The sequence below is a fragment of the Vibrio sp. 1249-1 genome (assembly GCF_033340495.1).
Genome location: NZ_JAWOWJ010000085.1, coordinates 1 through 1,211, shown reverse-complemented (window position 1 = coordinate 1,211; position 1,211 = coordinate 1). Strand labels below are relative to the sequence as shown.

Sequence of the window (1,211 nt, the reverse complement as noted above, 5' to 3'; positions counted from 1 at the left end):
AACACGATGGTCGTAATGGTCAGCATGGCCGCTAATTCGCAATGGTGGCTCTGAATAATCAGGCTGCTCTGCCCACTCTTGTTTGTAGTTTGGCTCGTAACCTAGTGTTGAACCGAAGTTACCGTCAACTCGCATTGCGCCGTCACGATGGTAGCTGTGTACCGGACAACGAGGGGCGTTGACTGGAATTTGGTGATGGTTTACACCTAGGCGGTAACGCTGTGCATCTCCGTATGCAAACAAACGGCCTTGCAGCATTTTGTCTGGCGAGAAACCAATTCCAGGAACGATAGCTGCCGGGTTAAACGCGGATTGCTCAACTTCTGCATAGAAGTTTTCTGGGTTACGGTTCAGCTCAAACTCACCTACAGGGATAAGTGGATAATCTTTTTGAGACCATACTCTTGTTAGGTCGAATGGGTTGAAGTTAACTTCGTCGGCTTCTAATTCTGGCATGATCTGTACATACATTTTCCATTTCGGGAAATCCTGACGCTCAATCGACTCATACAAATCGCGGTGATGGCTTTCACGATCTTTGCCCGCCAGCAGTTGTGCTTCCTCATCGCCTATGTTCTTAATACCTTGCTGAGTTTTGAAGTGGAACTTCACCCAGTAGCGTTCATTTTCAGCGTTGATAAAGCTGAATGTATGGCTACCGAAGCCGTGCATGTGACGGTAAGACGCAGGAATACCACGATCACTCATGACGATGGTTACTTGATGGAACGCTTCTGGCAGCGATGTCCAAAAATCCCAGTTGTTTGTCGAGCTGCGCATGTTGGTGCGTGGATCGCGTTTCACCGCGTGGTTGAGGTCAGGGAACTTCAACGGGTCACGTAAGAAGAAGACTGGCGTGTTGTTGCCGACTAAATCCAAGTTGCCTTCTTCGGTGTAAAACTTTAGGGCAAAACCACGGATGTCTCGTTCTGCATCCGCTGCGCCGCGCTCACCAGCAACGGTCGTAAAGCGAGCAAATAGCTCGGTCTTTTTACCAATCTCAGAGAAAATTTTTGCACGAGTGTATTTTGTAATGTCGTGAGTCACGGTGAATGTGCCGTACGCACCAGAACCTTTTGCGTGCATACGACGCTCAGGGATCACTTCACGATCAAAGTGCGCTAGCTTTTCTAGAAACCAGACATCTTGTAGGTGTGGAGGGCCACGTGGGCCTGCTGTCATCACGTTTTGGTTATGAGCAACTGGGCAAC

At 49.0% G+C, this 1,211-nt stretch carries 1 protein-coding gene; it reads right to left on the bottom strand.

Annotated elements, in window-relative coordinates; genetic code table 11:
- The coding region (locus R7Z50_RS24425) for a catalase (protein ID WP_411979508.1) at positions 1-1,211 on the bottom strand (1,211 nt) is incomplete at both ends.